This window comes from Streptomyces sp. NPDC042371 (assembly GCF_056437465.1).
Genome location: NZ_JBWKAP010000002.1, coordinates 373457 through 400030, shown reverse-complemented (window position 1 = coordinate 400030; position 26574 = coordinate 373457). Strand labels below are relative to the sequence as shown.

The window sequence follows — 26574 nt, the reverse complement described above, 5'->3', positions numbered from 1 at the left end:
CCCTTTTGGGGAGTTTCCTGTGGGGTTGGACTGATGTCGATGGTGGCACAGGGTGCATTGATTAGGGAAATAGCTAGAGTGGGTCGTGTTGATCGGAGGTGGCTATCAGTGCGAGCCATAAATAGGGGCAAGCAGCCCAGCGGCAAACAGCCGAGCCTGGCGCAGCTGCGCGCCTTCTCCGCCGTGGCCGAGCATCTGCACTTCAGGGATGCCGCCTCAGCGATCGGGATGAGTCAGCCCGCCCTCTCGGGGGCCGTGGCCGCGCTGGAGGAGGCACTGGGTGTCAAGCTCCTGGAGCGGACCACCCGAAAGGTGCTGCTCTCGCCCGCGGGCGAACGCCTCGCGATCCGGGTCGAGGCGGTCCTCGACGAGGTCGAGGCGCTGATGGAGGAGGCGGACGCCGTCAAGGCGCCGTTCACCGGGGCGCTGCGGCTCGGCGTGATCCCGACCGTCGCGCCCTACCTGCTGCCGACGGTGATCGCGCTGGTCCACGACAAGTACCCCGACCTGGACCTCCAGGTGCACGAGGAGCAGACCTCCTCGCTCCTCGAAGGGCTCACCGCCGGACGGCTCGACCTGCTGCTGCTCGCCGTGCCGCTGGGCATGCCGGGCGTCACCGAACTGCCGCTCTTCGACGAGGACTTCGTGCTCGTCACGCCCCTCGACCACTGGCTCGGCGGCCGCGAGGGCATCCCCCGCGAGGCGCTGAAGGAGCTGAACCTGCTGCTCCTCGACGAGGGCCACTGCCTGCGCGACCAGGCCCTCGACATCTGTCGGGAGGCGGGCCGCGCGGACGCGCCGGTCACCACGACCGCCGCCGGGCTCTCCACCCTCGTCCAGCTGGTCGCGGGCGGCCTCGGGGTGACGCTGCTGCCGCGCACGGCGGTGCGGGTCGAGACGACCCGCAGCAATCAGCTGCTCACCGGGTACTTCGCGGATCCCGCGCCCACCCGGCGGATCGCGCTCGCGATGCGGACGGGGGCGGCGCGGGCCGCGGAGTACGAGGAGTTGGCGCGGGCGCTCCAGGAGGCGGTGCGGCCGTTGCCGGTGCGGGTCGTCTGAACCCGCACCGGCGTTCCGGGACCGTCCGGAGCTACTCCGTGCGCAGCCCGTCCGGGCGCATCATCCGCCGCAGCGGCGGCAGGCTGAGCAGGGTCACGGCAAGGACCATCGCCGCGCCCGCGCCCGTCAGCGGCACGAACGACCACCAGTCGGTGACGCCCTTGTCGATCATGCGGGTCATCACCACGCCGAGGCCGAGGCCGCCGCCGATCGCGAGGGCGAGGCCCAGGGCGACCGGGATCGCCGTCTGCCACAGGAGCGACCAGCCCATCGACGAGCGGCGCGTGCCGAACGCGGTGAGGACCGCGAGGAGCCGCTTGCGCTCGCGCAGTTGCTCGATCATCGACACCAGCATGGACGCCGCGATCAGCGCCATCGTGGCGCTCGCGCCGATCTGCAGACCGCGCGAGATGGAGGCGTACTGCTTGTCGCGGTCGACCGCCTTCAGCGAGTCCACGCCGACGAAGGGGCCGATCCGGGCCGCCGCGTTGCGCACGTACTCCTCGGCGTCCGGCTCCTTCGGGTCGAGCTTGACCCAGGAGGTCGTCGACGCGTCGTCCAGCTTCTTGATGTCGACGGCGCCGGGCGTGGCGAAGATGCCGTCGATCTTCCGGCCGGACGGGTTGTTCCTGGCCTGGACGGTGGGCGTGCCCTTCGGCAGCGTCCACAGGACCGGCTTCGCGCCCTTGTTGAAGTCGGGGTCGGGTCCGACGTTGATCGGCTTGCCGGGGCGTGCCGTCTCGTCCACCCAGCCGTTCTGCTCCTTGCTGCCCGTGTGCGCGACGAAGGTGTCGCCGTCCTTGCAGGAGCCGAGGTGCGCCAGCTCGCGCAGGGTCGCGCAGGTGCCGATGGTCAGCTCGGTGGTCGGCGTCAGGTCCCTGACCTTCTTGCCGCCGGGCCGGGTGACGTACGCCTGCACGGTCCCGACGACCTTGGTGACGCCCTTGGTCGCGGTGAAGTCGTCGATCATCCGCTGGGCGAGCGGGCCGCTGGCGGTCCCGCTGCGGACCGTGAGCTGGGCGCGCGAGGTGTCCTGGCCCGTGACCTGGTTGAAGTCGTCGTGCATGGACGTGAACATCATCTGTAGTGCCACCGCTCCCGCCACCGCGACGGTGATCCCGCTGACCGCGCGGGACGCCGTGCCGGTGGTCAGCTGCAGCCTGCGGACGGCGAGCTGCCAGGGCACGGGACCGCCGCGGAGCCGTCCCACGACGGCCTCGACGAGCCAGGGCAGCAGCGCGCTGAGCCCGATCAGGGAGAGCGCCGAACCCACCGCGATCGCCGTCACGTTGACGGAGTCGTTCCCCATGTCGCGGTCGATGCGGCCGGAGAAGAGCAGGATGCCGATGCCGAGGACCGGCAGCACCACCCGCCACCACAGGCGGCGCTTGCGCTGCTTGCCGCCCCGGAACACCCCGAGCGGTTCGATGGCGACCGAGCGCAGCGAGATCAGCGTCACCAGGACCGCCGACACCGGCACGGCCACCGCGACCAGCACCGCGAGGCCCGCCGACGGCACCATGTCGGACGGGTAGGCGCTGACGTTCGTCAGGTCGACCACGCCCACGAGCTGGCGGAGCAGCAGGAAGAGTGCGGCGCCCGCGGCGAGCCCGAGGAGCGCGCCGAACAGTGCCTCACCGGCCGCGATCCTGCGCACCGCGCGGGCGTCCGCGCCGACCAGGCGCAGGGCCGCGAGCCGCCGGTCGCGCCGGTCGCCGCCGAACCGCACGGCTGTACCGATGAAGATCGCCACCGGGGTGAGCAGGACGACGCAGATCAGGACGACGAGTGCCATCAGGAACGGGTCGAGGGGCAGCGAGTTGTCCTGCCCGAAGCTCTCGACGCGGTAGTTGTTGCCCGTCGCGGTGATCTTGTCGCTGCCCACGTAGTAGTAGAGCTCGACCGGTGAGAGGAGGCCCGCCTTGCCGATGGTGCCGGTCACACGGAAGTTGCTGAAGCGTTCCTTCAGCAGCTTGTTCGCCGGGTCGTCGAGCAGGTCGCGCATCGCGGGCGAGACGACCATCTCGCCCGGCCCGGGGATCTTGTCGAGTCCCGGCGGCAGCGCCGGGCTCTTGCCGTCGGCACGCAGGAACAGGCCGGTCGGGCTCTTCCCCCGGAAGGTGGTGCCGGTGTTGCGCATGACCACCGTCGAGTCGCTCGCCTTGACCGGCTCGCCGTCGAAGGAGGAGTGCGGTGTGCGCGCGACCGACCGGTCGTCGCGGTTCTGGAGCATGTTCGGCACCGACGCGGCGCCGAGCAGCAGCGCGACGCCGAGGCCGACGCCGAGGGCGGTCAGGATCGTACGGATCCAGCCCTCGCGCCCGCCGCCCGCCGCGAACCGCATGCCCATGCCCAGGTCGCGGATCCAGGCACTCATACGATCCGCTCCATGTCGCGGGACTTGCCGTCGCGGACGATGACTTCGCGGTCGGAGTAGGCGGCGACGCGGGTCTCGTGGGTCACCAGGACGACGGCCGCGTTGGTCGAGCGGGCCGCGTCGGTCAGGAGCTCCATGACGCGCTCGCCGTTGAGGGAGTCGAGGGCGCCGGTCGGCTCGTCGGCGAAGATCACGCGCGGGCCGGTGGCGAGCGCGCGGGCGACGGCGACGCGCTGGCCCTGGCCGCCGGAGACCTCGCCGGGCCGCTTGGCGGCGACGTCGTCGACCTCCAGGCGTGCCATCCAGGTGAGGGCGGTGGCCTCGGCCTCCTTGCGCTTGGCGCCGTTCAGCCGCATCGGGAGCGCGACGTTCTCGACGCAGGTGAGCTCGGGGACGAGCTGGCCGAACTGGAAGACGAAGCCGAACTCGCTGCGGCGCAGGGCGCTCAGATCGGCGTCCGAGAGGCCGGTCAGCGAGCGGCCGTTGTACGTGATGGAGCCCTCGTCGGGGCGGACGATCCCCGCGAGGCAGTGCAGCAGGGTCGACTTTCCGGAGCCGGACGGACCCATGACGGCCACGACCTCGCCGGGATGGATGGAGAAGGCCGCGCCGTCGAGCGCGGTGGTCGGGCCGTACGCCTTGCGGAGTCCGTTGGCCACGAGAAGGGAACCTGCGGGGGTCATGCGGAGCGCACCTCCAGGGCGAGCTTGCCGAGGCGCGCGGCGGTGAGCTCCAGCCAGCGCAGATCGGCTTCGAGGTGGAACAGCGCGTGGTCGCAGATGAGCTGGTCGGCGAGGTCGCCCTTGCGCTTGCGGTCGGTGAGGATGCGCATCAGGCGCAGGTGTTCGGCGCGCTGTACGTCGAGGAGTTCGGCGGCGTCGCGTTCGGTGAGGAGCGCGAGGACGACCTTGGTGTAGAGGGTCGACTGGAGATAGGGCTCCGGCTTCTCCGGGGTGGCGAGCCAGCGCTGGACATCCGTGATCCCGGCTTCGGTGATCGCGTACCGCTTGCGCTCCGGGCCGCCGCCCGCCTCTATGCCGTCGACCTCGACGAGGCCGTTCTTCAGCAGGCGGGACATGGTCGAGTAGACCTGCCCGTAGTGCAGTGGCTTGTCGTGCCCGAACTTCTCGTCGAAGGCGCGCTTGAGGTCGTAGCCGTGTCGGGGGCCGGACTCCAGGAGTCCCAGAAGGGTGTGGCCAATGGACATGCGGAGCACTCTACACGGCGTGTATACGTGCTGTGTATACGCCTCGTGTATACGGCTGACGTGGAGCACACTTGTGCGATGACGAGCAACCATCCAGGCCCTGGGATCGTCGGTTCCTAAGGGCAGGTGCTCATTGTCACGTCCGCAAAAGACCGGATCGGCAGGAGTTTGTCCCAGGGTGCGGTGTTAGCTTCATGAGCTGACTCGACGTACGCATGTTGACTAGACCGAAGCGGAGCACTCTCAGTCATGGGCCGAGCCGAAGAACGACAAGCGCGGCAGCGCGGCGCCCGCCGGGCAGCGCGCAAGCGCCCGTCCGGCGGCAAGCGCACCGGCATACGCCGCTTCTTCACCTGGAAGAAGATCCTCGGGACGTTCTTCGCGTTCTGTCTGCTCGGCATGCTCGGCTTCGTGGTGCTGTACCTCGTGGTGGACATACCCAAGGGCAACGCCGCGGCGAAGATGCAGAGCAACGTCTACAAGTACAGCAACGGCGACGTCATCGCGCGGACCGGCGACGTGAACCGCGAGATCGTCGACCTGGACAAGGTCCCCGAGGACGTCCAGAAGACCTTCGTCGCCGCCGAGAACAAGTCCTTCTACAAGGACGAGGGCATCGACTTCAAGGGCACCGCCCGCGGCGTCCTCAACACGGTGACCGGCAAGGGCAAGCAGGGCGGCTCGACGATCACCCAGCAGTACGTGAAGAACTACTACCTCAGCCAGGACCAGACCGTCAGCCGCAAGCTGAAGGAACTGGTCGTCTCGCTGAAGGTGGACCGCGAGAAGAGCAAGGACGACATCCTCGCGGGCTACATCAACACCAGCTACTACGGCCGCGGCGCCTACGGCATCCAGGCCGCCGCCCAGGCCTACTACAGCGTCGACGCCAAGGACCTGAACGTGCAGCAGGGCGCCTACCTCGCCGCGCTGCTCCAGGCCCCGAGCCAGTACGACTGGTCGTCCGCGACGCCGACCGGCCGCAAGCTCGTCAAGGCGCGCTGGAACTACGTCCTCGACAACATGGTCGAGGAGGACTGGCTGGACTCCGGCAAGCGTGCGGGGCTGAAGTTCCCGAAGCCGCACGACCCCAAGGCACCGCCCGGCCGTGAGGGCCAGATCGGCTACCTCGTGGAGGAGGCCAAGCGCGAGGTCCTGCGCAACAGCAACCTAAGCGAGGCCGAGTTCGAGGCGGGCGGCTACACGGTCACCCTCAACATCGACCCCGACAAGCAGAAGCAGCTCGAGAAGGCCGTCGACGCCAAGCTGAACGACAAGCTCGACCGCAAGAAGAGCAAGGCGGACGCCCGCGTCCAGGCGGGCGCCGCGTCCGTCGACCCCAAGACGGGCAAGGTCCTCGCCATGTACGGCGGCGAGGACTACGTGAAGCACTACACGAACAACGCCACCCGCCGCGACTACCAGTCGGCCTCCACCTTCAAGCCCCTCATCCTCGCCGCGGCCCTGGAGAACGGCTCCAAGACGCAGCAGGGCCTGCCGATCACCGCGAGCACGGTCTACGACGGCACCAGCAAGCGCCCGGTCAAGGGCGGCGACGTCGCCTTCGCGCCGCCCAACGAGGACGACGTCAGCTACGGACCCGTCACCGTCCAGAAGGCGATGAACAAGTCCGTCAACTCCGTCTTCGCGCAGATGGGCGTCGACGTGGGCATGCCCAAGGTCATGGAGACGGCGGGCAAGCTCGGCATGGACGTCAAGGGCCTGCCCGCGGTGCCCGCCCAGACCCTCGGCTCCATGGGCGCGAGCCCGCTGGAGATGGCCGGTGTCTACGCCACGCTCGACAACCACGGCAAGAAGGTCACCCCGGCCCTGGTCGGCTCCGTCGAGCACAAGGACAACACGGTCGACCTGCCCGACCCGATCGGCGACCAGGTCGTCCAGCGCGGCACCGCCGACTCCATCACCTCGGTCCTGACCGGCGTGGTCGACGACGGCACCGGCCGCGCGGTCCGCAACTCCGCCCAGGACGTCGCGGGCAAGACCGGTACCTCCGACGACAACAAGTCGGCCTGGTTCACCGGCTACACGCCCAAGCTCGTCACCTCGGTCGGCCTGTTCGGCGAGGGCGTCAAGGGCGACCAGGTGTCCATGAAGGGGGCGGGCGGCTTCAAGCGCATCAACGGCTCGGGCTTCCCCGCCGACATCTGGGCGGCCTACACGTTCGACGCCATGGGCGCGCCCAGCTCGTTCGACCTCGACACGAACATGGGCGCCGCCATCGCGCCGGTCCCCGACCCGTCGTCGTCGGCCCCGAAGGACCCGTCGAGCACGCCGACGAAGCCGGAGGACGACGACGAGCCGTCCAAGAAGCCGACGAACACGCCGACCCCGACGAAGTCGTCGACGACGCCGACCCCGACACCGACGCCGACCAAGACGACTCCGCCTCCCACGACCGACCCGAACCCGACGGACTCCGACGGGCCGCCGGACGACCCGGAGGACCTGTTCGGCAGGGACTGACCCGCAGGCTCCGTACGAAAGGAAGGCGCCCCGGACCATCGAGGTCCGGGGCGCCTTCCCGTACGTACGTCGGCGGGGCCGGTCAGCTCCGGTTCAGTTCGAACCAGACGACCTTGCCGGTGCTCAGCCGCGTGGCGCCCCAGCGCCGCGCCATCTTGTTGACCAGGTACAGGCCGCGGCCGCCCTCGTCCGTGGCGCGGGCCTGCCGCAGCCGGGGCAGCTGCGGCACGTCGTCGCCGACCTCGCAGCGCAGCACGTCGGTGCGGAGCAGCCGCAGGGTGATCGGCCGCGACGCGTACCGCACGGCGTTCGTCACGACCTCGCTGACCAGCAGCTCCACCGAATCGGTCAGCTCTTCGAGGCCCCAGCGCGCCAGTGCGCTGCGGGCCAGCCTGCGGGCCCGCGACGGCGTCGCGCTCTCCGGTTCCAGGAACCAGTACGCGACGTCGCTCGGCGCGATCCCGTCGAAGCGGGCGGCGAGCAGCGCGATGTCGTCGTCCCGGTCGCCGGGGCCGAGCATGTCGAGCACCTCGTCGCAGAGGGCCTCCAGGGGCGGCGGATGGTCCGGTCCCGTCAGCTGGGCGGTGGCGGCGAGCCGCTCGCGCAGCTGCTCTATGCCGGTCCACACGTCGCGCAGCCGGGACTCGACGAGCCCGTCCGTGTAGAGGAGCAGCGTGGCGCCCGCGGGGGCGTCCAGCTCCACGGCCTCGAAGTCGACCCCGCCCACGCCGATGGGGGCGCCCGGCGGCACCCGCAGGACCTCCGCCCGGCCGCCCAGGTGCAGCAGGACGGGCGGCGGGTGCCCGGCGTTGGCGATGGTGATGCGGTGCGAGACCGGGTCGTACACCGCGTACAGGCAGGTGGCCATGCGGTCGGAGCCGAGCCGCTGGGCCTGCTCGTCCAGGTGGTGCAGGACCTCCTGGGGCGGCAGGTCGAGCCCGGCGAGGGTCTGCGCGGTCGTCCGCAGCTGGCCCATGATCGCAGCGGAGGTCATGGAGTGCCCCATGACGTCGCCGACGACCAGGGCGACGCGGCTGCCGGGCAGCGGGATGGCGTCGTACCAGTCGCCGCCGACCCGGGCGGTCTCGGCGGCCGGGAGATAGCGCGAGGCGAGCCGCACGCCGGTCGGGCGCGGCAGCGTCTCGGGGAGCATGGTGCGCTGCAGCTCGTCGGCGATGTACGCCTCGCGGCCGTACAGGACCGCTTTGTCGATGCCGAGCGCGCTGTGCGTGGCCAGCTGGGCGGCGACCAGCAGGTCGTCCGCCTCGAACGCGGGCCGGTCGGGGCGGCGCAGGAACACGGCCGCGCCGATCACCCTGCGGCGGCCCCGCAGCGGCGCGAGGATGCCCCGCTGTCCGCCCGGCAGGATGCGGCCCTCGCCGAGCAGTTCGGGCAGTGCGGCGCGCGCCGCCGCCGAGTCGGCGAAGACCGGGCGCACCCCGCGCAGCACCTCGGCGAGTGCGCCACCCGGCTGCACCTCGCACAGCTCGGCGCTGCCCATGACGTCGGTGATGTCGGGCTGCACCATCTGCAGCGCGGGCAGGGTGCTGCCGCCGTCGGTGTCCGGCTCCTCGCCGCCCTCCTCGATGGAGCGCAGCCGGTCGGAGCGGCGCAGCCGGAGGACCAGCGGGCCCGTGGGCCGCTCGTCGCCGACCGGCAGCGGATCGCGCAGATAGACCAGGATCGCGTCGGAGAACGTCGGCACCGTCGCCCGGCACAGCCCCATCACGATCTCGTCGAGGTCGATGCCGCGGGCGATGCGCCGGGTCGCGGCGCCCACGAAGCGCAGCCGGTCGCCGTCACGCCGCATCGACACCGGCCCCGCACCCGGCGGCCTCGGCTGCCCGGAGCGCCGCTCCTCGCCGTCCGGCGGGCCCACGGGCCCGGGACCCGACTGCGCGGGCACGCCGTTGTCCGGCACGGGGCGCGGCCGGTGCGGGTCGGGCTCGGCGGCCGAGTGGGCGGAGTACGCGGGGTACGCGGAAGACTGAGAGTGCTCGCCGGACGGCGGCACGTGGGCGTCCGAGGGCACGTCGCCCGCGTGTGCCTGTGCCTCCGCGGCACTGCCGCCGCCGTCCCGCGTGGGTTCGGGGGAACGCAGCAGCGCCCCGCGGGGATCCGCGGGGGCGGTCGTCCTGGCAGCTGGTGCCTTGCGACCCTCGTGGGGGGTGAGGTGCTCCGTCACGCGTTTCGAATCCGTCCGTCCGGGGCTGCGCGCGGTGCGCGCCGTCCAGCGTTGCACGTTGCTCAGCCGCGTCGGCAGTGCAGAAAGACCTGATGCTCGGGTGGTGCGTCGGTGCTTGCGGGGGCGTACGAATACGTGTCCTCGCCGGTGATCTCGAAGCCCGCGTCCCGCACGACCTGCCGCAGTTCGTCCCGCAGGTAACCCGATACCCGGATTGTGTGCCCCAGGAACGGAATTGCCGCGTCGTCCAGGTCCGCCTCGACCATGGACAGCTCCATCAGGCCGCCCGGCCGCAGCAGGCCGTGCAGCAGCCGCAGCGCTTCGGGGATCTCGGCGCGCGGCAGCATCAGGAGGGCGAAGAAGCACGCCACGCCGTCGAACCGGCCGACTCCGCCCGGCCCTTCGGCCCGGAGGTCGGCGATGTCGAGTTGCCGGAACTCGGCTGCCGGGACGTTCTTTCCCGCCAGCTCCAGCATGCCCTCCGAGATGTCCGTGCCGAGGACCGAGTGGCCGGATTCGGTCAGTTGCCTGGCGGTCGGAAGGCCGGTGCCGCAGCCCACGTCGAGGATGCGGGAACCGGCCGGAAGCGCCGCCGCGAGGTGGCGTCCCGCGGCCAGCTGGCCCTCCTTGTGCGGGAAGGCGTCGTCGTAGTGCTGCCCGATGGCGTCAAAGGCCTCGGCCTGACCTCTGCGGTCCTCGCTCACGTTCTGCCGCCCCTCGATGACTTCCTGTCAGGCACCGTGCGGACGCACGGAGTTGCTGCTGTGCGCCCTTGCGGAGGACGATCCTACGTTTGAACCACGGGGGCGCATCAAGGGTCTCATGAGGACACATGCGCGGGCGTACGGTCCCAGTCATCCGGAAGGGACGGTACGACCCAGGACGGATCGGGACGCCAGTGCTGCCAGCCGTCCGAAAACGGCGCCCCCCAGGCGTCGATCACGTCAAGTGCGGCCTGTCCCGCCGCGCGGACGTCAGCGGCCTTGCCCGCGTCCATCAGACCCGCCCTGCGGGCCTCGGCGAACTCGTCCTCGTCGTGCCAGCGCCAGCTGCGGTCCGGGCTCACGGAGATGTCCAGAAAGTGATCCTCGGAATCGACGCCGCCGGACCAACGGGTGCGCGGTTCCTCCAGGTTCACGTACCAGCTCCTGAACTGCCAGCCGGGCTCCCAGAACAGCCAGACCGACCACGGATCGCCCGGCCGGGCCAGCTTCAGGACGCCGGTGCCGAACCAGTGGTCCCTGCGGACGGTGCGCGGCTTGGTGTAGCGGGTGGCCAGCGGCTCGTCGTGGACGGACGTACCGTCGGCGAGCACCGGCTTCACGCACTCGGTGCCGGGCGCCATCCAGACGGCGAGCACCTCGTCGGTGTCCCGCACGACGGTGACGGGGCGACAGATGTGGACGCGGCTCCCGGAGTTCTCCCGGTACCGCCACAGGATGTGGTCCCCGGGCGCCCACCGCACCGCCCCGCCGCCCGTCGTCGTCTGCCCGTCGAGGTCTGTCATGCACAGATACTAGACGCCTCCCGGGACGGGTTACGGGGGGTGCGGCTCAGGGATGCGTCATGCGCAGGACGTCCAGCGCCTCGTCCAGCTGCTCCAGGGTGAGGTCGCCCCGCTCGACGTAGCCGGACGCGAGGACGACCTCGCGGATCGTCTTGCGTTCGGCGAGGGACTTCTTCGCGACCTTCGCCGCCTCCTCGTACCCGATGTACTTGTTCAGCGGCGTCACGACGGACGGCGACGACTCGGCGTACTCCCTGGCCCGCTCGCGATGGGCGGTGATGCCGTCGACGGTCCGGTCGGCCAGCAGGCGCGCCACGTTGGCGAGGAGCCGGACGGACTCCAGTACGTTCTTGGCGATCACCGGCAGCATGACGTTCAGCTCGAAGTTGCCCGCCGCGCCCGCCGCCGCGACCGTGGCGTCGTTCCCCGTGACCTGCGCGGCGACCATCAGGGCGGCCTCCGGGATGACCGGGTTGACCTTGCCGGGCATGATCGAGGAGCCGGGCTGCAGGTCGGGGAGGCTGATCTCGGCGAGGCCGGTGCGCGGGCCCGACGCCATCCACCGCAGGTCGTTCGCGATCTTCGTCAGGCCGACGCCGATCGTGCGCAGCTGCCCGCTGGTCTCGACGATGCCGTCCCGCGCGCCCTGCGCCTCGAAGTGGTCGCGCGCCTCGGTCAGCGGCAGCCCCGTGGCCCGTGCGACCTCGGCGATGACGGCTGCCGAGAAGCCGGGCGGGGTGTTGATGCCGGTGCCCACGGCCGTGCCGCCCAGCGGTAGTTCGGCGAGGCGGGGGAGCGAGGCGCGCAGCCGCTCGACGCCGTACCGCATCTGGGCCGCGTACCCGCCGAACTCCTGGCCGAGCGTCACCGGCGTCGCGTCCATGAGGTGCGTGCGGCCGGACTTCACGACGTCCGCGAACTCCTCGGCCTTGCGCTCCAGGGCGGCGGCGAGGTGTTCCAGGGCGGGGATCAGGTCGTTGCCGACCGCGCCCGTGGCCGCGATGTGGATCGAGGACGGGAAGACGTCGTTGGAGGACTGCGAGGCGTTGACGTGGTCGTTGGGGTGCACGTCGCGGCCGAGGCGCTCGGTGGCGAGCGTGGCGATGACCTCGTTGGTGTTCATGTTGGACGACGTGCCGGAGCCGGTCTGGAAGACGTCGACGGGGAAGTGGTCGTCCCAGCGTCCCTCGGCGACCTCGGCTGCGGCGTCCGCGATGGCCTCGGCGACGTCCTTGTCGACCACCCCGAGCTCCGCGTTGACCTTGGCGGCGGCCGCCTTGATCCGGGCCAGGGCGGCGATGTGGGCGCGCTCCAGGACCTGCCCGGAGATGGGGAAGTTCTCCACCGCGCGCTGGGTCTGAGCGCGCCATTTGGCGTGTGCGGGGACCCGGACCTCGCCCATGGAGTCGTGCTCGATCCGGTACTCGCCGGTCCGGCCGTCGCTGGTGTCGCTGGTCATGCGCTGAACCTACCTCTCCGCTCAAACCCCGTAAAAAGTTGAGCACTTGTCTTGTTCCAGGTATTCCCAAGCCTGCTACTGACCAGTAAAAACCCTGGGTAACACCACACCGGGGAGGCGCAATGAAGCGCATCAGACGCAGCAGCGGCCGGGGTCGGCTGCGATGTTCGTTCGCGGCGGCCGCCGCGCTGACGGTCGTGCTCGGCACGGCCGCGGCCGGGCCCGCCCAGGCGGCCGACGGGAGCGGGGCGAAGGCGCCCGCCGCGACGCCCCTGTCGCCCGAGCTGGAGAAGATCCGGGCGGCGGAGGCCACCAAGCTCTACGGCAGCCCGGCCGAGCGCCCCATGGCCGACCGCAAGACCGGCCTGATCTCGCTCGGCGACAGCGAGATCTCCGGAGAGGGCGTCGGCACGTACGAACCGGGCACGGACGGCCCCGACAACTGGTGCCACCGCTCGCCGGACGCCGCGATCCACCGCACCGGCATCCCGGCCGACGTGACGTACAACGTCGCCTGCTCGGGGGCGCAGACCGTCAACATCAAGATCGGCGGTCAGAAGCAGTACGCGGACGAGCTGGTGCAGAGCGACAACCTCGCCGTCAAGGCGCGCAACACGAAGATCAAGACGATCCTGCTCGTCATCGGCGCCAACGACGACCTCGACTTCTCCGGGGTGATGACGGACTGCGTCACCCGCTTCCTGCTCAGCCAGGGCGCGTGCGCGGGCAAGTACAACGACGGCTGGCAGGCGCGCGTCGACGGGCTTGTGCCCAAGGTCGAGCAGTCCATCCGCGACCTGAAGACCGTCATGAAGGACGCGGGCTACCAGGAGGGCGACTACAAGCTCGTCGCCATGGGCTATCCGAGCCCGATCGGCCCTGACTTCCGCGACAACCCCAAGTTCCCCGGCAAGCTGGCCTGCGGCGGGCTCGGCTACGACTCCGACACCGAGTGGGGCCGCAACTACGCGGTGCCCGCCTTCGGGACCGGCATGCGCAAGGCCGCGCGGAACGCGGGCGCGACCTACCTCGACAACTCGCGGCTCTTCCACGGCCACGAGGTCTGCTCCGAGGACACCTGGGCGCGCGGCCTCTACGTGGACCTGTCGAACCCGTTCCCGCCGGACTCCAACTCGGTGCGCCAGTCCTTCCACCCCAACGCCCGCGGTCACGCCGCCTTCGCGTCCTGCCTCACCCAGATCTACAACTCGGGTCAGCGGGAGGCCGGTTGCGCGGACCCGGCGAGCACGGGCAGCCCGAAGCTGTACGCGGGCGCCTGGGACGACGCGTACAAGCCCCTGAAGAACGAGGCCACCGGGACCTGCGCCGACGTCGACGCCTCGAAGAGCCGCAACGGCACCAAGGTCCAGGGCTGGGACTGCACGGGCAACCGCAACCAGACCTGGTGGTACGACGACGCCCAGCGGTCGCTGCACACCGGCCTGACCCAGGACCGCTGCCTGGACGTGCCGGACAGCGCGTACAAGGAAGGCACCGCGGTCACGCTCTGGAACTGCCACGGCGGCGGCAACCAGAAGTTCGTCCGTGCAGCGGGCACGGTGCGTCCCGCCGCCGACACCGGGCTCTGTCTGACCCTCGCGGGGGCGAAGGAGCCGGTGCGGCTGCAGAAGTGCACGGGGGCGGCGAACCAGCGGTTCGTCTGACCCCGGACATGCGTAGGGGCCCTCTCCGGGAGTGGAGAGGGCCCCTACGTAGTGCTATGCCAGGCCGGGACCCCGCACCGGGATGTGCGTGAACGTCGGCTCCGGAGCCGGGTTCTGGAAGAAGTCGTTGCCCTTGTCGTCGACGACGATGAAGGCAGGGAAGTCCTCGACCTCGATCTTCCAGACCGCCTCCATGCCGAGCTCCTCGTACTCGACGACCTCGACCTTCTTGATGCAGTCCTGCGCGAGGCGCGCGGCGGGGCCGCCGATCGAGCCCAGGTAGAAGCCGCTGTGCGCGTCGCACGCGTCGGTGACCTGCTTGGAGCGGTTGCCCTTGGCCAGCATCACCTTGGAGCCGCCCGCCGCCTGGAACTGCTCCACGTAGGAGTCCATCCGCCCGGCGGTGGTCGGCCCGAAGGAGCCGGACGCGTAACCCTCGGGGGTCTTCGCGGGGCCCGCGTAGTACACGGGGTGGTCCTTCAGGTACTGCGGCATCTCCTCGCCCGCGTCGAGCCGCTCCTTGATCTTGGCGTGCGCGATGTCGCGGGCCACGACCAGCGGTCCTGTGAGCGAGAGACGGGTCTTCACCGGGTGCTTGGTGAGCTCGGCGAGGATGTCGTCCATCGGCTGGTTGAGGTCGATCCTGACGACGTCCGCGGACTCGTCCAGGTGGGAGTCCTCGGTCTCCGGCAGGAAGCGCGCCGGGTCCGTCTCCAGCTGCTCAAGGAAGACGCCCTCGGCGGTGATCTTCGCGGTGGCCTGGCGGTCCGCCGAGCAGGAGACGGCGATGGCGACGGGCAGCGAGGCGCCGTGCCGCGGCAGGCGCACCACGCGCACGTCGTGGCAGAAGTACTTGCCGCCGAACTGCGCGCCGATGCCGATCTTCTGGGTGAGCTCGAAGACCTTCTCCTCCAGCTCCTTGTCCCGGAACCCGTGGCCGGTGGCGGAGCCCTCGGCGGGCAGCTCGTCCAGGTAGTGCGCGGAGGCGTACTTCGCGGTCTTCAGGGCGAACTCGGCGGACGTGCCGCCCACGACGATCGCCAGGTGGTACGGCGGGCACGCGGCGGTGCCCAGCGAGCGGATCTTCTCCTCCAGGAACTTCATCATGGAGGCCTCGTTCAGGACCGCCTTCGTCTCCTGGTAGAGGAACGACTTGTTGGCGGAGCCGCCGCCCTTGGCCATGAAGAGGAACTTGTAGGCGCCGCCGTCGGTCGCGTACAGCTCGATCTGGGCCGGGAGGTTGGAGCCGGTGTTCTTCTCCTCCCACATGTTCAGCGGAGCCATCTGCGAGTAGCGCAGGTTCAGCTTCGTGTACGCGTCGAAGATGCCCTTGGAGAGCGCCTTCTCGTCGCCGCCCTCCGTGAGGACGTTCTGGCCGCGCTTGCCCATGACGATGGCGGTGCCGGTGTCCTGGCACATCGGGAGCACGCCGGCGGCGGCGATGTTGGCGTTCTTCAGCAGGTCGAGGGCGACGAACTTGTCGTTGCCGGATGCCTCGGGGTCGTCCACGATGCGCCGCAGCTGGGCCAGGTGGGCGGGCCGCAGGTAGTGCTGGATGTCGTGGATGGCCTCGGCGGCGAGCTTGCGCAGGGCCTCCGGGTCGACCTTGAGGAACGTCCGCCCGTCGGCCTCGAAGGTGGAGACACCCTCGGCGGTCACCAGCCGGTACGGGGTGGTGTCCTCTCCCAGCGGGAGCAGATCGGAGTATGCGAACGCCGGGATGGGTGGGCGGGGGCTAACTGACATTACGGCCATTCCTCACTCGGCAGACAGCGGCGCGGCCTCCATTGGCGACGCGCCAACCAGCGTAGAGCGCGCTGACCCGGGCGGGTTTGTGAGGTAAGGCTCAGTAACCCGGCAGCCGGTTGTCCACAGGGGTAGTCGCGATCTATCGCGTTTGGGTACGCTGCTCGTGTGGACCTCGAAAAGCAGCAGCCCTCAGCGCTCCGTGCCTCCGACGCCGACCGGGACCGCACCGCGGACATCCTCCGCGAGGCCCTGGCCGAGGGCCGCCTGACCGCCGAGGAGCACTCGGAGCGGATCGACGGGGTCTATGGCGCCAAGACCATGGCCGAGCTGGAGCCGCTGGTGCGGGACCTGCCCGCCGCGCACGAGCAGCCGACCGCCCGCCGCCGCGCCCCCGAGCCCGCACCGTCCAGGCCGTCCCCGGGCGTCGTCCCGCCGGTCGCGGACGAGAACCTCGTCGCGGTGCTGAGCAGTTCCGTGCGCCGCGGCCGTTGGCGCGTGGGTCGGCGCACCCATGCGTATGCCGTGTTCGGCAGCGTCGAGATCGACCTGAGCGAGGCGCTCTTCGAGCAGCGCCAGGTGGTCATCAAGGCGGTCGCGATCTTCGGCTCGGTCGAGGTCCACGTCCCGGAGAACGTCTCGCTGAGAGGCAGCGGCACCGGCATCCTCGGGAGCTATGAGGTGGACACCCTCGACTCCCCCGATCACGACGCCCCGGTCGTCTTCGTGGACGGCACGGCGATCCTGGGCAGCATCGAGGCCCGGCCCAAGCGCGGCAAGCTCGTCCGGGATCTGCATCAGCAGCTGCGCAAACACCTCGGACGCTGAGAGCGCACGGACGGTTACGGGGAGGCCGGACTTCCGGACTCGGAACTCAGTGCATAGGCGCGCACACAGCGGGTAGAGCTTGCTGCATCGTCTCTCGCTCGCGAAGCCGTCGTCAGGAGTAGACCGTGCTGCAACCGTCGTCGCATCAGTCTCTGCAGGTAGCCGCTGTTCCGGCCCAGCGTGAGCCAGTGCGGGATCGGGACGATGACGCCCCGTGGCACACGGAGGCCGTGTGCCGCCGTGACGAGGCGGGCCTGTTCTTCGCCCCGTCCAAGGAACCGACCGCGGCCAGGCTGTCCCGCGAGGAAGCCGCCAAGCGCGTCTGTGCCCGCTGTCCCGTCATGGTCGAGTGCCGCGAGCACGCCCTCCTGCAGCCCGAGCCGTACGGCGTGTGGGGCGGCCTCACCGCCGCCGAGCGCCGCGTGGTCCTGGCCCGCCGCCGTCGGCGCGACCTGGAGCTGCAGAAGGCGGCACACGCAGCGGGCGCCGCGGGGATAGCGGCCGCGGGCTAGAGGTCTGCGTACGTCGATGGGGGCGTCCCCCGCACGGGGCGCCCCCATCGACGTACGGACTGCTTGGTGCTTGGTGCTGCTTCGCGCGGTCGGTGCTACTTCGCGCGGTCGAAGTCGATCGCGCTGTACGCGCGCAGCTTCGAGAGCCGGTGGTCGGAGTCGATCTTGCGGATCGTGCCCGACTTGGAGCGCATGACCAGGGACGACGTCGACGCGGTCGCCGCGCGGTAGCGCACGCCCTGCAGCAGCTCGCCGTCGGTGATGCCGGTCGCCACGAAGAAGACGTTGTCGCCCTTGACCAGGTCGTCCGTGGAGAGCGTGCGGTCCAGGTCGTGGCCCGCGTCGATGGCCCGCTGGCGCTCCGCGTCGTCCTTGGGCCACAGCTTGCCCTGGATCACGCCGCCCAGGCACTTGATCGCGCAGGCCGAGATGATGCCCTCGGGGGTGCCGCCGATGCCCATGAGCAGGTCGACGCCGGTGCCTTCGCGGACGGCCATGACCGAGCCCGCGACGTCGCCATCCGAGATGAACTTGATGCGGGCGCCGGTCTCGCGGATCTCCTTGACGATGCCCTCGTGCCGGGGGCGGTCCAGGATCATGACCGTGACGTCCTCGGGCGAGGAGTTCTTGGCCCTGGCGACGCGGCGGATGTTGACCGATGCGGGCGCGTTGATGTCCACGTAGTCCGCGGCCTCCGGGCCGGTGACCAGCTTGTCCATGTAGAACACGGCGGACGGGTCGAACATGGCCCCGCGGTCGGCGGCGGCGAGCACGGCGATCGCGTTCGGCTGGCCCTTCGCGGTCAGCGTCGTGCCGTCGATCGGGTCGACGGCGATGTCGACCTCGGCGCCCGTGCCGTCGCCGATGCGCTCTCCGTTGAAGAGCATCGGGGCTTCGTCCTTCTCGCCCTCGCCGATGACGACGACGCCGTTCATCGAGACGGTGTGGACGAGGGTCCGCATGGCCCTGACAGCGGCGCCGTCCGCGCCGTTCTTGTCGCCGCGGCCGACCCAGCGGCCCGCGGCCATGGCGGCCGCCTCGGTGACCCGGACGAGCTCCAGGGCGAGGTTGCGGTCGGGAGCCTCGGGAGAAACCTCGAGCTCGGAGGGGAGATGATGCTCGGTCATCGGAGCGCACCTTTCTGCTTGATACGACGACGGCCGGATGAGGGATTGTGAACGACTCTATCCGTAGGCCGACAAAATGAGCAGAGGGCCCCACGCATGAGCGGCGGGGGCGGCCACGGCGAGACCGGGGGAAGGCGCGAACCCGGCGCCTGAGACCATGGGGGCGTGGCAGGAAGACAAGGCACTCAGACCGTCAAGAACATGCTGTGGTCGTTGGTGGTGATCGCACTCGCTGCGGGCGTGATCTACATCTTCATCCCGCACAACGAGTCCAAGAGCTCCGTGAAGCGGGTCGACTACCGCGTGGAGCTCCTGACGGCCCGCCGGGCCGCGGCCTATCCGGTGGCGGCGCCCGAGGGCCTGGCCAAGGCGTGGAAGCCGACGTCCGTGCGGTTCAACGGCGCCGACCACGACACCTGGCACCTGGGCTTCCTCGATCCGGATGAGGAGTACGTGGCGATCGAGCAGTCGACCGACAAGGCGCGCACCTTCATAAAGAAGGTCACGCACAACGCCACGAAGACCAAGGCCACCGAGGAGATCGGCGGCCGCACCTGGCAGCGCTACGAGGGCGACAAGTACGACGCCCTGGTGACCAGCGAGAAGGGTGCCACGACGGTGGTCACGGGCACGGCGTCCTTCGGGCAGCTGACGAAGATGGTCGAGTCGCTGAAGATGTCCTGATTCCTTAGACGCGCGAAGGGCCCCCGGCGGTGTGCCGGGGGCCCTTCGCATGTCGCGTGAGCGGTGCGAGCGGGGTCGCTCAGACCGTGGTGACGACGTCCTCGTAGGACAGGCGCGGGGAGCGCGGGAACCAGGCGTCGTCGCCCGGCTTGCCGATGTTGACGATCATCAGCGGGGTGTGGTCGCCGTCCAGGAACTCCTTCTGGACGCCCGCGGCGTCGTAGCCCGTCATCGGACCGGCGGCCAGACCGGCGGCGCGCACGCCGACGATGAAGTACGCGGCCTGCAGCGAGGCGTTCAGCTGGGCGGCCTGCTCACGGACCGGGCGCTCCGTGAAGAAGGCGTCCTTGGCCTGCGGGAAGTGCGGGAACAGGGCGGGGAGCTCGTTGTGGAACTCGTTGTCCGCGGAGAGGATCGCGACGAGCGGCGCGGCGGCCGTCTTCGGGCGGTTGCCCTCGGCCATGTGCTGCACCAGGCGCTCGCGGGCCTCGGGGGAGCGGACCAGCGTGACGCGCAGCGGCGACTGGTTGAAGGCGGTCGGGCCGTACTTGACCAGGTCGTAGATCGCCTGGACCTGCTCGTCGGTGACCGGCTCGTCGGTGAAGGTGTTCGCGGTGCGGGCCTCGCGGAACAGCAGGTCCTGAGCGGCGGGGTCAAGTGCGAGAGACATGGATCAACCTTCTTGAACGTACGGGGTGTCTGCGAAACCCGTCACCGGGCCCGCGACTACGACAGTACGCCGCCACTGTTCAACTTTCAATCAAAACTGGAGCTGCGTGATCCGGTTCACAAACCGCAGGTCAGCGCTGTTTTGCGCGGAGCCCCGTAGAGGGTGGCCTCAGGAGTCGGGGTCGGCGTGCGCCTCCTCGTCCCCCAACTCCGGGCCCGCCAGGGCCGCGTCGAGGCGGGCGCGGGCGCCGTCGAGCCACCGGCGGCAGATCTTCGCCAGCTCCTCGCCGCGCTCCCACAGTGCGAGCGACTCCTCCAGGGTGGTCCCGCCGGTCTCCAGACGGCGCACCACCTCGATCAGCTCGTCCCGCGCCTGCTCGTAGCCGAGCGTGTCCGTGGCGCCCGTGGAGTCCGTGCCGCCCGCTGCCTCGTCCGTCTTGCTGGTCATGCGCCCACCCTAAATCTCGGCATTGTCGTCATTTTTTGCGGTTTCCGTTGCCGGTGCTGCTCGTACCGCTCGTACCGCTCGTACGGTGAAGGTGCCCTCGGCGACGCGGGCCTGCAGCTCGTCGTCGGCGGTCACCTCCGCGGGCGCCCGGACTACCGTGCCGTCCGGCTTCTGCAGCACCGCGTACCCCCTCTGGAGGGTCGCGGCGGGGGAGAGGGCCACCACGCGCGCGTGGGTGTGCGTCAGCTCCGAGCCCGCCCGGTCGAGAAGGTGCCCGAGCGTGCGCCGACTGCGGTCGACGAGCGCGGCGACCTGCTCCTCGCGCTCCTCGACCATGCGGTGCGGGTGCTCCATGGAGGGGCGGCCCAGAGCGTGCGCGAGGCCGCGGGCCTCCCGGTCGAGGAAGGCGTCCATGCTGCGCCGGGCGCGGTCCCGGAGCCACTGCACGCGCTCGTACTCCTCGCCGACGTCCGGCACGACCTTCTTGGCGGCGTCGGTGGGCGTCGAGGCGCGCAGGTCCGCCACGTGGTCGAGGAGCGGATTGTCCGGCTCGTGGCCGATGGCGGACACGACCGGCGTACGGCACGCGGCCACCGCGCGCACCAGCTGCTCGTCCGAGAACGGCAGCAGGTCCTCCACGCTGCCGCCGCCCCGCGCCACGATGATCACGTCCACCCCGGCGTGCGCGTCGAGCTCCTGCACGGCCTGCACGACCTGGGGCACCGCGTGCACCCCCTGGACGGGGACGTTGCGCACCTCGAAGCGGACGGCGGGCCAGCGGTGCCGCGCGTTCTCCAGGACGTCGCGCTCGGCGGCCGACGCGCGGCCGGTGACCAGGCCGATGAGCTGCGGCAGGAAGGGCAGTGTCTTCTTGCGCTCGGGCGCGAAGAGGCCCTCCGCGCCCAGGTTCTTCTTCAGCTGCTCGATCCGCGCGAGCAGTTCACCGACGCCGACCGGCTTTATCTCGGCGGCCCGCAGCGACAGCTGCCCCCGCCGCTCGTACCACTCGGGCTTGGCGCGTACGACGACGCGGGCGCCCTCGGACACGACGTCCGCCACCGCGTCGAACACCTGGCGGTAGCAGGTGACGCTCACCGAGATGTCGTGGGACGGGTCGCGCAGCGTCATGAAGACGACACCGGCGCCGGGCCTGCGGGACAGCTGCGTGATCTGCCCCTCGACCCAGACGGCACCGAGCCGGTCGATCCACCCACCGATGAGCCGCGACACCTCCCCGACGGGGATGGGCGCGTCCGGGGACGTGTTGAGAGCCATGCGCCGAGCGTAGTCGGCGGTTACGACAACGCGGTGGCGCCCGCGTCCGTCCCCCGGGCGCTTCGGGCGCCCGCCGCCCCGTCTCTCCTGGGCGCCGGTACCCGTCTCCCCGGGCGGCCCCTACCCGTCTCCCCTAGGAGTCGCCCCGCGCACCCACGAGGGTCCGCCCCTGCACCACCAGGACCACCAGCCCCACCGCCAGCCACACCGCGCCGACCACCTGCGCCGAGCCCGACGCCTCCCAGATGACCGCCACCACGATCGCCGCGCCGAGCACCGGGATCAGCACGTGCCGCCACCAGCTGAAGCCGTCGTCGCGGTGGCGCAGCGCGAACCAGCCCACCACGCTCGCGTGCAGCAGCAGGAACGCGGTGAGCGCCCCGATGTCCACCACCGACACCAGATGGTCCATGCCGTCGTCCCGCCGGGCCGCCCACACCGCGGCGACCATCGTGACCACGGCCGCACACAGGAGCGCGATCCGCGGCGTCCCGGAGTCCGTCTTCGACAGGACCTTCGGCAGCCGTCGGTCCCGCGCCATCGCGAAGAGCAGCCGCCCTGCCGCCGCCTGCCCGGCGAGCGCCGCGAAGGCCGCGCCGATCGCCTTGCTGACGGCCACCAGCTTGTGCAGCCACTCACCGGCCGCGGCCTCCGACGTGTCGTAGAAGGCGGTCCCCTGCTTGCCCGGATCCGCCGCGAGCTGCGCCGAGGACAGCGGCTCCAGGAGGGCCACCAGATACGTCTGGAGGATGAACAGGAAGCCCGCGAGCGCCAGACAGACGAGCACCGCCCGCGCGACCTTCGCCGAACCGCCCGTCACCTCCTCGGCGAAGGAGGCGATGGCGTCGAAGCCCAGGTACGACAGGACGGCGATGGACACCGCGCCCACCACCGCCGACAGCGCGAACGAGCCCTGCGAGCCGTCCCCGGTCAGCGGCGAGAGCCAGTCGCGCTCGGCCCCGTCCCTGGCCAGCACCACCACCGCCGCCACCACGAAGACCAGCAGCACCACCACCTCCATGGCGAGCACCGCGAAGCCCACCCGCGCCGCCATCCGCACGCCCCACAGGTTCAGCGCGGTCGTGATGAGCACCGCGAGCGCCGTCCACACCCACCGGGACACCGAAGGCACCAGCGAGTTCATCGCGATCCCGGAGAAGAGATACGCGACCGCCGGAATGAGGAGGTAGTCGAGCATCGCCATCCACCCGGCGATGAATCCGGGGCCCTTCCCGAGCCCCGCGCGCGCGTAGGCGAACACGGAACCCGCCTGGGGGACCACCCGCACCATCTGCGCGTAACTGAACGCGGTGAACGCCATGGCGACCGTGGCGATCAGATAGACCAGCGCGACCGCGCCGTGCGACTTCGCGTCGAGGGTTCCGAAGACACCCACCGGCGCCATGGGGGCGATGAAGAGCAGTCCGTAGACCACGAGGTCACGGAAGCCGAGACTGCGCCGCAGTCCGTCACCCCCCTCGCCTCCGGCGGGCTCGGCACCCTCGGCATGGGCTCCCGTACTGGTGGACTGTCCGGACATGGTGCCTCCGTAGATCAACGCAGGTCACCAGTGTCCCCAACCGGGCGATCTTTGACGCGCTGGATGCGGCCTTACGATGGTGGGCATGACTGCTACGCCTGGCTCCCGCCGTGTCCTGCTCGCCGCTCCCCGTGGCTACTGCGCGGGCGTGGACCGTGCCGTGATCGCCGTCGAGAAGGCCCTGGAGCAGTACGGGGCCCCGATTTACGTACGCCACGAGATCGTCCACAACAAGTACGTGGTGCAGACCCTGGAGAAGAAGGGCGCGATCTTCGTCGACCGGACGGCGGAGGTCCCCGAGGGCTCCATCGTCATGTTCTCCGCGCACGGCGTGGCCCCGACCGTCCACGCCGAGGCCGCCGAGCGCAAGCTCGCCACCATCGACGCGACGTGCCCGCTGGTCACGAAGGTCCACAAGGAAGCGGTCCGGTTCGCCAAGGACGACTTCGACATCCTCCTCATCGGGCACGAGGGCCACGAGGAAGTCATCGGTACGTCGGGTGAGGCGCCCGACCACATCACGCTGGTCGACGGCCCCGATGACGTCGCGAACGTCGAGGTCCGCGACCCGGACAAGGTCGTCTGGCTCTCCCAGACCACCCTCTCCGTGGACGAGACCATGGAGACCGTCGACGCCCTGAAGGGCAAGTTCCCGAACCTGCTCTCGCCGCCCAGCGACGACATCTGCTACGCCACGCAGAACCGTCAGATCGCGGTCAAGAAGCTCGCCGAGGACGCCGAGCTGGTCATCGTCGTCGGCTCCAAGAACTCCTCGAACTCCATTCGCATGGTCGAGGTCGCCCTCGATGCGGGCGCCGCCGCCTCGTACCTGGTCGACAACGCCGAGGAGATCGACGAGGCGTGGCTGGAGGGCGTGACCACGGTCGGCCTGACCTCGGGTGCCTCCGTGCCCGACGTGCTGGTGGACGGCGTCATCGAGTGGCTCGCCGAGCGGGGCTACGGCGACGTGGAGACCGTCAAGACGGCCGACGAGTCCATCACCTTCTCGCTGCCCAAGGAGCTCCGCAGGGACCTGCGCGCCGAGGCTGCCGAGCTGTCACAGCGCTGACCGCGCCGTACCGTGGGGGCCATGCAGATCTTCGGCGTGGACATCGGCGGATCCGGGATCAAGGGCGCACCCGTGGACCTGGACCGCGGAGAACTGACAGAGGAACGGCACAAGGTACTGACCCCGGACCCGGCCACGCCGGACGCCGTGGTCGACGTCGTCTGCGAGGTCGTCCAGCACTTCGGCTGGACTGGCCCGGTCGGCGCCACCTTCCCCGGGGTGATCACGAACGGCACGGCGCGCACCGCGGCCAACGTCGACAAGAGCTGGATCGGCACGGACATCCGCAAGCTGGTCTCGGACCGGCTAGGCGGTGTCCCGGTCACCGTCCTGAACGACGCGGACGCGGCGGGCGTCGCCGAGATGCACTTCGGCGCGGGCCGCGGCCGTACCGGCACGGTCATCCTGCTCACCCTCGGCACCGGCATCGGCAGCGCGCTCTTCACCGGCGGCCACCTGGTCCCGAACACGGAGCTCGGCCACCTGGAGCTGCGCGGCCACGACGCGGAGAAGAAGGCCTCCTCCAAGGCGCGCGAGGACGAGGACCTGAGCTGGGAGCACTGGGCGCGGCGCGTACAGAAGTACCTCGCGCACGTGGAGATGCTGTTCTCGCCCGAGCTGTTCATCATCGGCGGCGGCGTGAGCCGCAAGGCGCACAAGTTCCTGCCGCTCATCGAGGGCATCTCCGCGGAGATCGTCCCGGCCCAGCTGCAGAACAACGCGGGCATCGTGGGGGCGGCGATGGCGGCGGCGGACGAGTGAGGCGTACAGCCGGGGTCGGCTAGGCGGCAGGCAGCCGCTTCCCACGGGCGGGACCGCCCCGCTCCGGCCTGCCCCCCTCCTGCCGCCCCTGCCGCCGCAACACCATCAGCCGAATCTTCCGTACGGTCACGATGAGCCCGGCGACGAGCGTCCCGCCGTACAGCCATCCCGCGTTCAGGGCGAGCGTCGTCACGAGCCCCATGAGCTGACCGCCGAGCCCGGCCGTGCCCTCCGCCACGGGCAGCACCCCGGCGGCGAAGGCGATCGGCACACCCACCGGGGCGGTGACGAGGTCGGCCGGGCGCACCCACAGGGCCGTCAGCGCGGCGACGGGCAGGAACAGCACGCCGTACGCGACGACGGAACCACCCGCGACCAGGCGCAGCAGACAGGCGAGCAGGAACATCACCGCCGTACAGAAGAGTCCGCTGCCGAGCCCCGTCAGGCGGGGGTTCGGAATGCGGCGCAGCGTCCGGTACAGCGGTGTCCTGCGCAGGGCCCGGACGAACGGCGGAACGGGACGGCGCGGACGGGGCGTCGCCCGGTACGTCGTGCCCGACGCGTCGGTCCGTCCCTGCGGGGGCAGCGGGGCGGGCCGGCGGGGCCGGGCCGGGGAGGTGGGCCTGGGGCCGGACTGAGGGGGACGCGTCCTGTGTTGCTCCACTGGACCAACCTAGGCGGGGCGCGGCGCCGAATCCGTCACGGGACACGCCCTTGGGCCGACCTTGGCCATGCGTTCGATGCGGAGACGACGGGCAGGCGGGGGCGGCGGGCGCACGCCGTAGACTGGGGGATCGCCCCACGGTCGCTCCGGCCCTCCGGGCCGTCCACCCACAGCCCTCACGTACGGGAAGTCGCAACGTGTCGCTCACGATCGGAATCGTCGGTCTGCCCAATGTCGGCAAGTCGACCCTGTTCAACGCCCTGACCAAGAACGACGTGCTGGCGGCCAACTACCCGTTCGCCACGATCGAGCCCAACGTGGGCGTGGTCGGTGTCCCCGACACCCGCCTCACGAAACTGGCCGAGATCTTCTCCTCCCAGAAGGTCCTCCCGGCGACGGTCGACTTCGTCGACATCGCGGGCATCGTGCGCGGCGCGAGCGAGGGCGAGGGCCTCGGCAACAAGTTCCTCGCGAACATCCGCGAGTCGGACGCGATCTGCCAGGTCATCCGCGCCTTCAAGGACGAGAACGTCGTGCACGTCGACGGCAAGGTCTCGCCCAAGGACGACATCGAGACGATCAACACCGAGCTGATCCTCGCCGACCTCCAGACCATCGAGAAGGTCCTGCCGCGCCTCCAGAAGGAGTCGCGCATCAAGAAGGACATCGCTCCGAAGGTGAAGGCGGTGGAGGAGGCGAAGGAGATCCTGGAGCGAGGCGACACCCTCTTCTCCCAGGGCATCGTGCAGGGCTCGGGCAACGAGGAGCTCCTCCACGACCTGCACCTCCTCACCACCAAGCCCTTCCTCTACGTCTTCAACGTGGACGAGGACGAGCTGACGGACGACGCGTTCAAGGCGGAGCAGAGTGCGCTGGTCGCCCCCGCGGAGGCGATCTTCCTCAACGCGAAGCTGGAGTCGGACCTCGCGGAACTGGACGAGGACGAGGCCCTCGAACTCCTCCAGTCGGTGGGCCAGGAAGAGCCCGGCCTCGCCACCCTCGCCCACGTCGGCTTCCGCACCCTCGGCCTCCAGACCTACCTCACGGCAGGCCCCAAGGAGTCCCGCGCCTGGACCATCAAGAAAGGCGCGACGGCTCCCGAGGCGGCCGGTGTCATCCACACCGACTTCCAGAAGGGCTTCATCAAGGCGGAGATCATCTCCTTCGCGGACCTGGTGGCAACGGGTTCGGTCGCGGAGGCCCGCTCGGCGGGCAAGGCGCGCATGGAGGGCAAGGAGTATGTGATGCAGGACGGGGATGTGGTGGAGTTCCGCTTCAATGTGTAGCGGGTGACGTTTCACCACT

At 70.4% G+C, this 26574-nt stretch carries 23 protein-coding genes; 9 read left to right on the top strand and 14 right to left on the bottom strand.

Features of this window, described 5'->3' with window-relative positions; translation table 11 throughout:
* The first annotated feature begins 108 nt into the window (after positions 1-108).
* Positions 109-1062 (top strand): hydrogen peroxide-inducible genes activator, encoded by a 954-nt coding sequence (locus AC068B_RS07460; RefSeq protein WP_468556540.1) that lies wholly within the window; start codon positions 109-111, stop codon positions 1060-1062.
* Positions 1063-1093: 31 nt separating this feature from the next.
* Here the strand turns inward: AC068B_RS07460 and AC068B_RS07455 are convergent, their stop codons facing one another.
* The 3 genes from AC068B_RS07455 to AC068B_RS07445 are packed head-to-tail and all read right to left on the bottom strand — an operon-like array spanning position 1094 to position 4646.
* A complete protein-coding gene (locus AC068B_RS07455) occupies positions 1094-3439 on the bottom strand; it encodes an FtsX-like permease family protein (RefSeq protein ID WP_478669658.1) in 2346 nt (781 codons plus the stop codon).
* Positions 3436-4122: an ABC transporter ATP-binding protein gene (locus AC068B_RS07450; protein WP_478669656.1), complete on the bottom strand. Its 687-nt coding sequence runs from the start codon at positions 4120-4122 to the stop codon at positions 3436-3438. The genes AC068B_RS07455 and AC068B_RS07450 overlap by 4 nt, the downstream gene beginning before the upstream one ends.
* The gene (locus AC068B_RS07445) at positions 4119-4646 is read right to left on the bottom strand and encodes a PadR family transcriptional regulator (protein WP_150185977.1); all 528 of its coding nucleotides are present in this window, start codon (positions 4644-4646) and stop codon (positions 4119-4121) included. The genes AC068B_RS07450 and AC068B_RS07445 overlap by 4 nt, the downstream gene beginning before the upstream one ends.
* A 249-nt stretch (positions 4647-4895) precedes the next feature.
* On the opposite strand from AC068B_RS07445, the gene AC068B_RS07440 reads away from it, so the two are divergent.
* Positions 4896-7130, top strand: coding sequence for a transglycosylase domain-containing protein (locus tag AC068B_RS07440; protein WP_478669655.1), 2235 nt, complete (start codon positions 4896-4898; stop codon positions 7128-7130).
* Between the two features lie 82 nt (positions 7131-7212).
* Here AC068B_RS07440 and AC068B_RS07435 read toward each other — a convergent pair whose 3' ends face one another.
* The 4 genes from AC068B_RS07435 to AC068B_RS07420 form a co-directional block, all read right to left on the bottom strand.
* Complete coding sequence (locus AC068B_RS07435; protein WP_478669653.1) at positions 7213-9315, bottom strand: ATP-binding SpoIIE family protein phosphatase; 2103 nt, start codon at positions 9313-9315, stop codon at positions 7213-7215.
* A gap of 62 nt (positions 9316-9377) precedes the next feature.
* Positions 9378-10019: a class I SAM-dependent DNA methyltransferase gene (locus tag AC068B_RS07430; RefSeq protein WP_478669652.1), complete on the bottom strand. Its 642-nt coding sequence runs from the start codon at positions 10017-10019 to the stop codon at positions 9378-9380.
* 116 nt (positions 10020-10135) lie between these two features.
* Positions 10136-10822 carry a cytidylyl-2-hydroxypropylphosphonate hydrolase gene (gene fomD / locus AC068B_RS07425; protein ID WP_478669650.1) on the bottom strand — a complete coding sequence of 229 codons (687 nt, stop codon included), beginning with the start codon at positions 10820-10822 and terminating at the stop codon, positions 10136-10138.
* A gap of 46 nt (positions 10823-10868) precedes the next feature.
* On the bottom strand, positions 10869-12281 hold the full coding sequence (locus tag AC068B_RS07420; RefSeq protein WP_478669649.1) for a class II fumarate hydratase: 1413 nt from the start codon (positions 12279-12281) through the stop codon (positions 10869-10871).
* A gap of 122 nt (positions 12282-12403) precedes the next feature.
* Here AC068B_RS07420 and AC068B_RS07415 point away from each other — a divergent pair, with 122 nt between their 5' ends.
* Entirely contained in the window at positions 12404-13945 is a 1542-nt protein-coding gene (locus AC068B_RS07415) for a ricin-type beta-trefoil lectin domain protein (protein ID WP_478669648.1), read from the top strand.
* A gap of 54 nt (positions 13946-13999) precedes the next feature.
* On the opposite strand, the gene AC068B_RS07410 is transcribed toward AC068B_RS07415, so the two are convergent.
* Complete coding sequence (locus AC068B_RS07410) at positions 14000-15691, bottom strand: fumarate hydratase (protein WP_478669646.1); 1692 nt, start codon at positions 15689-15691, stop codon at positions 14000-14002.
* A 168-nt stretch (positions 15692-15859) separates the two neighbouring features.
* Here AC068B_RS07410 and AC068B_RS07405 point away from each other — a divergent pair, with 168 nt between their 5' ends.
* On the top strand, positions 15860-16519 hold the full coding sequence (locus AC068B_RS07405) for a DUF1707 SHOCT-like domain-containing protein (protein ID WP_478669645.1): 660 nt from the start codon (positions 15860-15862) through the stop codon (positions 16517-16519).
* Between the two features lie 125 nt (positions 16520-16644).
* Positions 16645-17031 (top strand): WhiB family transcriptional regulator, encoded by a 387-nt coding sequence (locus AC068B_RS07400; protein WP_478669643.1) that lies wholly within the window; start codon positions 16645-16647, stop codon positions 17029-17031.
* Positions 17032-17126: 95 nt separating this feature from the next.
* On the opposite strand, the gene glpX is transcribed toward AC068B_RS07400, so the two are convergent.
* Entirely contained in the window at positions 17127-18158 is a 1032-nt protein-coding gene (gene glpX / locus AC068B_RS07395) for a class II fructose-bisphosphatase (RefSeq protein WP_356250758.1), read from the bottom strand.
* A gap of 165 nt (positions 18159-18323) precedes the next feature.
* Here glpX and AC068B_RS07390 point away from each other — a divergent pair, with 165 nt between their 5' ends.
* Positions 18324-18842: a DUF4245 domain-containing protein gene (locus tag AC068B_RS07390; protein WP_356250756.1), complete on the top strand. Its 519-nt coding sequence runs from the start codon at positions 18324-18326 to the stop codon at positions 18840-18842.
* Positions 18843-18921: 79 nt separating this feature from the next.
* On the opposite strand, the gene AC068B_RS07385 is transcribed toward AC068B_RS07390, so the two are convergent.
* The 4 genes from AC068B_RS07385 to AC068B_RS07370 form a co-directional block, all read right to left on the bottom strand.
* Complete coding sequence (locus AC068B_RS07385; protein ID WP_356250754.1) at positions 18922-19512, bottom strand: malonic semialdehyde reductase; 591 nt, start codon at positions 19510-19512, stop codon at positions 18922-18924.
* 168 nt (positions 19513-19680) lie between these two features.
* The gene (locus AC068B_RS07380) at positions 19681-19959 is read right to left on the bottom strand and encodes an exodeoxyribonuclease VII small subunit (RefSeq protein ID WP_478669641.1); all 279 of its coding nucleotides are present in this window, start codon (positions 19957-19959) and stop codon (positions 19681-19683) included.
* Between the two features lie 9 nt (positions 19960-19968).
* Positions 19969-21234, bottom strand: coding sequence for an exodeoxyribonuclease VII large subunit (gene xseA / locus AC068B_RS07375; RefSeq protein ID WP_478669640.1), 1266 nt, complete (start codon positions 21232-21234; stop codon positions 19969-19971).
* A 133-nt stretch (positions 21235-21367) separates the two neighbouring features.
* On the bottom strand, positions 21368-22774 hold the full coding sequence (locus tag AC068B_RS07370; RefSeq protein WP_478669638.1) for an APC family permease: 1407 nt from the start codon (positions 22772-22774) through the stop codon (positions 21368-21370).
* Between the two features lie 85 nt (positions 22775-22859).
* On the opposite strand from AC068B_RS07370, the gene AC068B_RS07365 reads away from it, so the two are divergent.
* Both AC068B_RS07365 and ppgK read left to right on the top strand, forming a co-directional pair.
* The gene (locus AC068B_RS07365) at positions 22860-23843 is read left to right on the top strand and encodes a 4-hydroxy-3-methylbut-2-enyl diphosphate reductase (protein WP_478669637.1); all 984 of its coding nucleotides are present in this window, start codon (positions 22860-22862) and stop codon (positions 23841-23843) included.
* Between the two features lie 21 nt (positions 23844-23864).
* Complete coding sequence (ppgK, locus tag AC068B_RS07360; RefSeq protein WP_306337823.1) at positions 23865-24605, top strand: polyphosphate--glucose phosphotransferase; 741 nt, start codon at positions 23865-23867, stop codon at positions 24603-24605.
* A 19-nt stretch (positions 24606-24624) separates the two neighbouring features.
* Here the strand turns inward: ppgK and AC068B_RS07355 are convergent, their stop codons facing one another.
* Positions 24625-25269, bottom strand: a complete 645-nt coding sequence (locus tag AC068B_RS07355) for a DUF6542 domain-containing protein (protein ID WP_478669635.1) — start codon at positions 25267-25269, stop codon at positions 24625-24627.
* A 197-nt stretch (positions 25270-25466) separates the two neighbouring features.
* On the opposite strand from AC068B_RS07355, the gene ychF reads away from it, so the two are divergent.
* Complete coding sequence (gene ychF, locus AC068B_RS07350; RefSeq protein ID WP_478669634.1) at positions 25467-26555, top strand: redox-regulated ATPase YchF; 1089 nt, start codon at positions 25467-25469, stop codon at positions 26553-26555.
* The last annotated feature ends 19 nt before the right edge of the window (positions 26556-26574 follow it).

Bases quoted from the DNA above. Each gene is read 5' to 3' on its own strand.
- AC068B_RS07445 (WP_150185977.1), bottom strand. From the start codon at position 4,646: ATGTCCATTGGCCACACCCTTCTGGGACTCCTGGAGTCCGGCCCCCGA.
- AC068B_RS07380 (WP_478669641.1), bottom strand. From the start codon at position 19,959: ATGACCAGCAAGACGGACGAGGCAGCGGGCGGCACGGACTCCACGGGC.
- AC068B_RS07450 (WP_478669656.1), bottom strand. From the start codon at position 4,122: ATGACCCCCGCAGGTTCCCTTCTCGTGGCCAACGGACTCCGCAAGGCG.
- AC068B_RS07415 (WP_478669648.1), top strand. From the start codon at position 12,404: ATGAAGCGCATCAGACGCAGCAGCGGCCGGGGTCGGCTGCGATGTTCG.
- glpX (WP_356250758.1), bottom strand. From the start codon at position 18,158: ATGACCGAGCATCATCTCCCCTCCGAGCTCGAGGTTTCTCCCGAGGCT.
- ppgK (WP_306337823.1), top strand. From the start codon at position 23,865: ATGCAGATCTTCGGCGTGGACATCGGCGGATCCGGGATCAAGGGCGCA.
- AC068B_RS07420 (WP_478669649.1), bottom strand. From the start codon at position 12,281: ATGACCAGCGACACCAGCGACGGCCGGACCGGCGAGTACCGGATCGAG.
- AC068B_RS07410 (WP_478669646.1), bottom strand. From the start codon at position 15,691: ATGTCAGTTAGCCCCCGCCCACCCATCCCGGCGTTCGCATACTCCGAT.
- fomD (WP_478669650.1), bottom strand. From the start codon at position 10,822: ATGACAGACCTCGACGGGCAGACGACGACGGGCGGCGGGGCGGTGCGG.
- AC068B_RS07455 (WP_478669658.1), bottom strand. From the start codon at position 3,439: ATGAGTGCCTGGATCCGCGACCTGGGCATGGGCATGCGGTTCGCGGCG.
- xseA (WP_478669640.1), bottom strand. From the start codon at position 21,234: ATGGCTCTCAACACGTCCCCGGACGCGCCCATCCCCGTCGGGGAGGTG.
- AC068B_RS07365 (WP_478669637.1), top strand. From the start codon at position 22,860: ATGACTGCTACGCCTGGCTCCCGCCGTGTCCTGCTCGCCGCTCCCCGT.
- AC068B_RS07385 (WP_356250754.1), bottom strand. From the start codon at position 19,512: ATGTCTCTCGCACTTGACCCCGCCGCTCAGGACCTGCTGTTCCGCGAG.
- AC068B_RS07440 (WP_478669655.1), top strand. From the start codon at position 4,896: ATGGGCCGAGCCGAAGAACGACAAGCGCGGCAGCGCGGCGCCCGCCGG.
- AC068B_RS07370 (WP_478669638.1), bottom strand. From the start codon at position 22,774: ATGTCCGGACAGTCCACCAGTACGGGAGCCCATGCCGAGGGTGCCGAG.